Raw genomic sequence first — 6,168 nt, 5'->3', positions numbered from 1 at the left:
CAAAAGCAGAGCAAAAGCAGAGCAAAAGCAGAGCAAAAGCAGAGCAAAAGCAGAGCAAAAGCAGAGCAAAAGCAGAGCAAAAGCAGAGCAAAAGCAGAGCAAAAGCAGGACAGCAGGCTAGGACCTATCTGTCTGATCTATGGAGATCAAACTGTGGGAGGGGGCTTGCTCCCGATAGCAGTGGGTCAGTCACAGCTGCATCAACTGACACACCCTCATCGGGAGCAAGCCCCCTCCCACATTTGGACGGAGTTGGAGCTGAGAACCCGGTCGGCTCTAAGGCCGCCGCGGCCTTGCTTTTGATCTGAAATCGCCCCGTCAACCACGATGGCCGGAATTCGACATTGATTTGGGGGGTAAACCGGCAGGGATGCCGGTTTAGTCCCCTGCGCCATGGACAGCGCGTGGCGGCGCCCCCCCAAATCAATGTCGGATTACGGGCACACCGAGCCTAGGCGAGGTGCCGAGTGGTGGGGCGAAGGCCTTTTGGTTACTTTGTCTGGGCTGGCATTCCGGCCTTTACAAAAAAGACCTGCTGTAAGAGCAGAACCCTAGGCGGCCGTTACCGCAGCAACGGATATGTACTCAGCCAGCAAAAGTGGGGATTTTTCTGTTAGAACCCAGCGTCTGGTTTTGGGGCTGCTGCGCAGCCCAACGCGGGGCAAGCCCGCTCACCACAGGGTCATGTGTCAGCCTCTAGGAGTTGTGTCAGCCTCTGGGAGTTGTGTGAGGCCTCTGGGAGTTGTGTAGAGCCCCATACTCATCGGGTCCCCCCCTCCCCGCAAGTTTCGGTGATCAACCCACGCAACATGCCTGGCACCAGCCCGCTCTGCGTGGAAATGCTGTTCCACACTTCGCACGGCTGCTATTGTGCCGCGCTTTGAAAAACGGCCACCGACCCGCGAGGAAATGCACGTTGAACACTGACGAAAAAATGACTGGGGACCTGTTCGAGGTGGATAAGCGTCTGTCACTCAAGCCCGTGGTGGACTTCAACGCCTACCTGCGCAGCGCCTTCGGTGATGGCCCGTGCACCTGCATCCGCTGCAGTGCCAGCGGTGGCGATGAAAGCGGCTATGAGTTCCAGCACACTTTCAACTTCGACAGTAAACCGACGCAACGCCGCTTTGCCTCCACAGCGGGCAGTGATGTGCTGATGGCGCTGAAGAAGGCATGGTTGTCGTACTCCAAGGCCGAGTTGCCGCTCAGTGGCGTGTTGGCACTGGATACGGTCAAGGAATTTGTCGAGCCACAGCTGCACAAGCGCTTGGCACCATTGTTCCTCGCCAGCGGCTTGGTCAAGGAAGTCGACGGCGAGCTGCATCTGCAACCGCAAGCGGCAGCCTGACCTTTCAGCTCGGGGCGGCAGCTGATCAGCAGTCACCCCGACGCTGGGCCAGAAGACGGTCCACCATCTGCCGCAGGCATGCCTGCGTGTCGGCGCCACTGGCTTGGGCGGCGTCAGAACAAGCGCGTAACGGTGAGCGCGACCACGGCGATACGCTCCACGCGCTCATACCCCGGTTTGTCGAGTTCTTCGCCGAATACATCCGGGTCAAGTTCGCGATAAGTCCAGCCCACTGCATCGCTGCCCAATAAAGGCATGACCGCCTTCAGGAAAGGGTCTTCCCCGGCGACGATCGCCACCCCGGTGTACAGCACCAGACTGCCGCCCAAGGCCAGGCGTGGGAGGGATTCGCTGACAATACGCACCGACAGTTCCTCACCCAGCGCCCCGCCGCCATGCCGATAGGCGCGTTGGCGGTCATCGTTCATATAGGGTGGGTTGGCGACGATCAAATCGAACTCGCCTTGGACGCTGCCCAGCACATCACTGTGGTACGCGCTGACGTTAACCAGCCCCGCCAACTCGGCATTCACCGCCGTGAGGCGCAAGGCGCGCGGGTTGATATCCACCGCCAGCACTTCAGCGTCAGGCCGCGCGCGGGCGATCATCAGCGCGCCCACACCTGCGCCGCAGCCGATATCCACCGCGCGCTTAATCGGCTCGAAACGCTGCTGCAGATGGGCCTCGATCAGTTGCGCGAAACGGTAACTGTCCGGCCCGAAAAACACCGCATCCGCCTGTGTGGTGGGATACGCCGAATGGGCGAACAACAGATCACTCAGGCTCGACCACCGCACCGTGCTGCGCCACAGCGAATCGTGCTGCTCGACTACATCGGCTTGCTGCAATTCTTCGCGAAAGGCATCAGGTAACAGCCCGTGATCAAACGGCATGGACCAGCCGAACACGTCACGCAGGTCCACCGCCAGCGGCGTCCCCAGACGCTGGTAAAACCGTTCATGGGTCAACGGCGTCGGCGTGATGAAACGGTAGCCGTTTTCCTTCAAGCCCCGGCCCAGGTTCAGCAGGGCGCGATCAGCGAGTTGTTGCGCAGACATGGGTGAATTCCTTAGCGCAGACGTGCGCGCAGTTGGATAAATCGGCGAGTCGCATACAACCCGGCAGGCGTGCAGTGGCGGCGTGCCGAGAGCCAGGGCAACAGTGCGGTGAGCTGCTGCTCATCGGGCAAATTCCACAACGAATCCACCAGCGCCTGAATATCCGGGTCGGCCGGGCGATGGTGCTCGCGGGAAGTCCGGCTGCCGCGCCCCGGCCGTACGGGCGCGATGCGCTCGCCGCTGATCCAGTCACCGGCGATCCAGTCATGCAGCACCTGTTTCTCATAGCCGCTGAACACACCAAACATCGCAGCGCCAGCGCCCTCGATCAATTGCCAGAAGCGGCTGTCGGCCGGGTCCTGGTGGCGCTTGAACCAGCCCTTGTCTTCCATCGCCTTAAGAAACGCGCCGGCCTGGCCCGGCTGGGCCAGCCACTGGTTGACAGTCTTGCCCTCGAAGCGGCAGTAGTCCGAATGCATGTGCTGGCCGAAGGTGCGCTTGCGTTCGAGCATGGCGACCACCTCGTCGTGCAGATCAAACGCGTCGATCACCGCCAGCGTGCCAGGGCCAAGATCGTTGAGGCGATAACCCTCGGCAACGCGCCGGTAGAACTCCGCACGGCCCTCCCCCAGCGGCAGCAGGCTGAGCACCGACTGCGCCGCCTTGCACGCGTGGCCACTGCTGGCGTTGTCGATGGTGACGTGGAGGGTGAAGTAATACGGGTCAATCCCCAGCTCGCTCAATTCGTAGGCGGTGATCAGCAGGTGCAGCGGTAGCTGCTCATAGCCGAGGTTGTAGCCGATGATTTCCGGCAAAAACGCTTCGGCACATAGTCCCAGCGCCAGCTGCAGAGCACCCTGCTGGTAGTGGGCGTCGTCGAGGCCGGCGTCGCTGTCGGCGTCGTGATCGCTGAGCAATTTGCGGTAGATCAGCACATGGTTCTGCGCCGCTTCGCCGTCGCCCAATTCTTCCAGGTAGGTGGTGAGCAGGCCGTCGAACCGCGGGTCCTGCCAATAGCGCAGCAAACCGTTGAGCCAGGCGCCGTCGACCTGTTTGGTCGGCGCCACGCGTTGCAGGAAATACAACGCCTGAGCTTTGTTCTGGAAGTAGCGCCTTGGATGGCCTTGCTGGCGTTGTTCCAAGTACCCGGCGTAGGCCTGGGCGACATCGGCACACCGCTGCTCGATCCAGGCCGACAATTCTTCAGGCAATGGCGGCAGCTCGGACGACGCCTCGCGCACCTGGCTCAATTGCCCTTGCAGAAACGCCCGCGCAGCCTCTTCAGCGCCCGGAGCTTCGCGATAGAGCTGCTGGTAAACCCCGCGATACTGACCGTGAACCGGGTGGGTGATAGAGGCCGGTTGGCCCGACAGCGCTGTAAGTAGCGTCATGATGGCAGTTTCCGCAAAGTCCTATACAACCAGGCCTCCCGACAAGGAGGCCCCGCAAGAGCGCTGAAAACCACACGCTTCTAAAATGCAGAACCTGCGGGTATGCGGAAAATTCAATCGGGGTTGGCAAGGTACGGATCAGCGGCGATGGTCAGTTGTTCTGACCGCCATGGAGTTCGGTTCGAATGGCGCCGAGAGGCACTGATAGATGTGGCGAGGGAGCCGCCCCCGTTGGGCCGCGAAGCGCCCCCAAAAATGAGGCGGCTGCGCAGTCCAACGGGAGCAAGCTCCCTCGTCACAGAAATCCAGCAGACCTGTTATTTACGCGCCGCCTCCCACGACTTGAGCAGGTCGCCGTAGCTCACGGTCTCGCCTTTTGGCTTCTCGTTCGCCAGTTTCGGTTTCGGTGCGCCCGGTTGGTCGAACCAGTATTGCGCGTCACGTTCGGGGTTCATTTTCGGGCCGCACACCGGTTGCACTTTGGAGCGTTCCAGGCGCGTCATGATCGCGTCCTGCTCCTTGGCCAGGTTGTCCAGCGCCTGTTGCGGGGTTTTCTCGCCGCTGGCGGCCGAGGCAATGTTGCTCCACCACAGTTGCGCCAGGCGTGGGTAGTCCGGCACGTTGGTGCCGGTCGGTGACCACTCGGTGCGCGCCGGGCTGCGGTAGAACTCCACCAGACCGCCGAGTTTGGGGGCCATGTCGGTCATGGCCTGGGAGTTGATGTCGGACTCACGAATCGGCGTCAAACCCACGATGGTTTTTTTCAGCGAGACGGTTTTCGAGGTCACGAACTGCGCGTAGAGCCAGGCCGCGAGTTTTTGCTTCTCAGGCGTGGATTTGAGGAAGGTCCAGGAGCCTACGTCCTGATAGCCCTTCTTCATGCCCTTTTCCCAGTAAGGTCCCACAGGCGACGGCGCCATGCGCCATTTCGGCGTGCCGTCGGCATTCACCACCGGCAAGCCCGGTTTGACCATGTCGGCGGTGAACGCGGTGTACCAGAAGATCTGCTGGGCGATGTTGCCTTGGGACGGCACCGGCCCCGACTCGGAGAAGGTCATGCCCGCCGCTTCCGGTGGCGCATAGGCTTTCATCCAGTCCACATATTTCTGAGTGGCAAACACCGCGGCCGGGCCGTTGGTGTCGCCGCCGCGGGTCACGCTGGAGCCCACCGGATGGCAGTCCTCCACGCGAATGCCCCACTCGTCCACCGGCAAGCCGTTGGGTAGGCCTTTGTCGCCGCCGCCGGCCATGGAGAACCAGGCATCGGTGAAGCGCCAGCCCAGGGACGGGTCTTTCTTGCCGTAGTCCATGTGCCCGTAGATGCGCTTGCCGTCGATTTCCTTGACGTCTTCGCTGAAGAATTTGGCGATGTCTTCATAGGCCGACCAGTTCACCGGCACGCCGAGGTCGTAGCCGTATTTCTCCTTGAACTTGGCTTTGAGCTCCGGGCGCTCGAACCAGTCGGCGCGGAACCAATAAAGGTTGGCGAATTGCTGGTCGGGCAGCTGGTAGATCTTGCCGTCCGGCGCGGTGGTGAAGGACAGGCCGATAAAGTCTTTGAGGTCGAGGGTCGGCGAGGTGAAGTCCTTGCCTTCGTTGGCCATCAGGTCGGTGATGGATTCGGTCTTGCCATAGCGAAAGTGCGTACCGATCAAGTCGGAATCGTTGACCCAGCCGTCATAGATGTTCTTGTCCGACTGCATCTGGGTTTGCAGCTTCTCGACCACGTCGCCTTCCTGAAGCAGGTCGTGGGTCAGCTTGATCCCGGTGATTTCACTGAAGGCCTTGGCCAGCACCTTGGATTCATACTCGTGGGTGGTGAGGGTTTCCGACACCACGTTGATCTTCATCCCACGGAACGGTTCCGAGGCCTTGATAAACCACTTGAGCTCCTCAAGCTGCTGCTCAGCCGTGAGCGTGGACGGTTTGAACTCGCTGCCGATCCATTTTTTCGCGGCATCTTCGTACGCATCGGCCCAAGCCGTGGCGCTCAAACCGCTGAGGGCCAGTACGGCAGCCAATGAAATGCTATGTCGCAGCTTATTGTTCTTATTCAACATAGAGACCTCCAGGTTGTTTATTTATAAGGGCATCAACCCCAACGCATCACACTCAACAGCCATACCAGGGAGAGCGCGGACGCCACCCAGATGCTCCAGTCAGTAACGCCGATAACCAGCAAATGCAGGTAGGCGCTGCCGAGAAGACCGATAAACAAGCGATCACCACGGGTGGTGCTGATCGGTAACAAACCGCGCCGAGGGATGCTCGGCGAACGCAGTTCCCAAGTGGTCATGCCCGCCAGAATCAAGGCGATGCCGCCAAAGAACAGTGCAGTGGGGGTGGTCCAGGCCATCCATTCCATCATCGA

Annotated in this window: 5 protein-coding genes; 1 reads left to right on the top strand and 4 read right to left on the bottom strand. The window is 60.7% G+C overall.

The genetic code is table 11. The annotated features are described in order from the left end of the window. Positions 1 to 916 precede the first annotated feature (916 nt). Positions 917 to 1,348: a hypothetical protein gene (locus AOA61_RS05885; protein ID WP_032889566.1), complete on the top strand. Its 432-nt coding sequence runs from the start codon at positions 917 to 919 to the stop codon at positions 1,346 to 1,348. 113 nt (positions 1,349 to 1,461) lie between these two features. Here the strand turns inward: AOA61_RS05885 and AOA61_RS05880 are convergent, their stop codons facing one another. From AOA61_RS05880 to AOA61_RS05865, 4 genes are all read right to left on the bottom strand, one after another. Beyond that, positions 1,462 to 2,406, bottom strand: a complete 945-nt coding sequence (locus tag AOA61_RS05880; protein ID WP_099601324.1) for a class I SAM-dependent methyltransferase — start codon at positions 2,404 to 2,406, stop codon at positions 1,462 to 1,464. 11 nt (positions 2,407 to 2,417) lie between these two features. After that, complete coding sequence (locus tag AOA61_RS05875) at positions 2,418 to 3,797, bottom strand: iron-containing redox enzyme family protein (RefSeq protein ID WP_099601323.1); 1,380 nt, start codon at positions 3,795 to 3,797, stop codon at positions 2,418 to 2,420. A gap of 317 nt (positions 3,798 to 4,114) precedes the next feature. Continuing rightward, entirely contained in the window at positions 4,115 to 5,857 is a 1,743-nt protein-coding gene (locus AOA61_RS05870) for an ABC transporter substrate-binding protein (protein ID WP_032889572.1), read from the bottom strand. Between the two features lie 32 nt (positions 5,858 to 5,889). Continuing rightward, positions 5,890 to 6,162, bottom strand: coding sequence for a DUF2160 domain-containing protein (locus tag AOA61_RS05865; RefSeq protein ID WP_014718862.1), 273 nt, complete (start codon positions 6,160 to 6,162; stop codon positions 5,890 to 5,892). Positions 6,163 to 6,168 lie beyond the last annotated feature (6 nt).

This window comes from Pseudomonas sp. 2995-1 (assembly GCF_002742505.1).
In the GTDB taxonomy this organism is placed as follows: Bacteria; Pseudomonadota; Gammaproteobacteria; order Pseudomonadales; family Pseudomonadaceae; genus Aquipseudomonas; species Aquipseudomonas sivasensis.
Note: the sequence above shows the minus strand (reverse complement) of the source record. Positions and strands in the feature narration are given on the sequence as shown.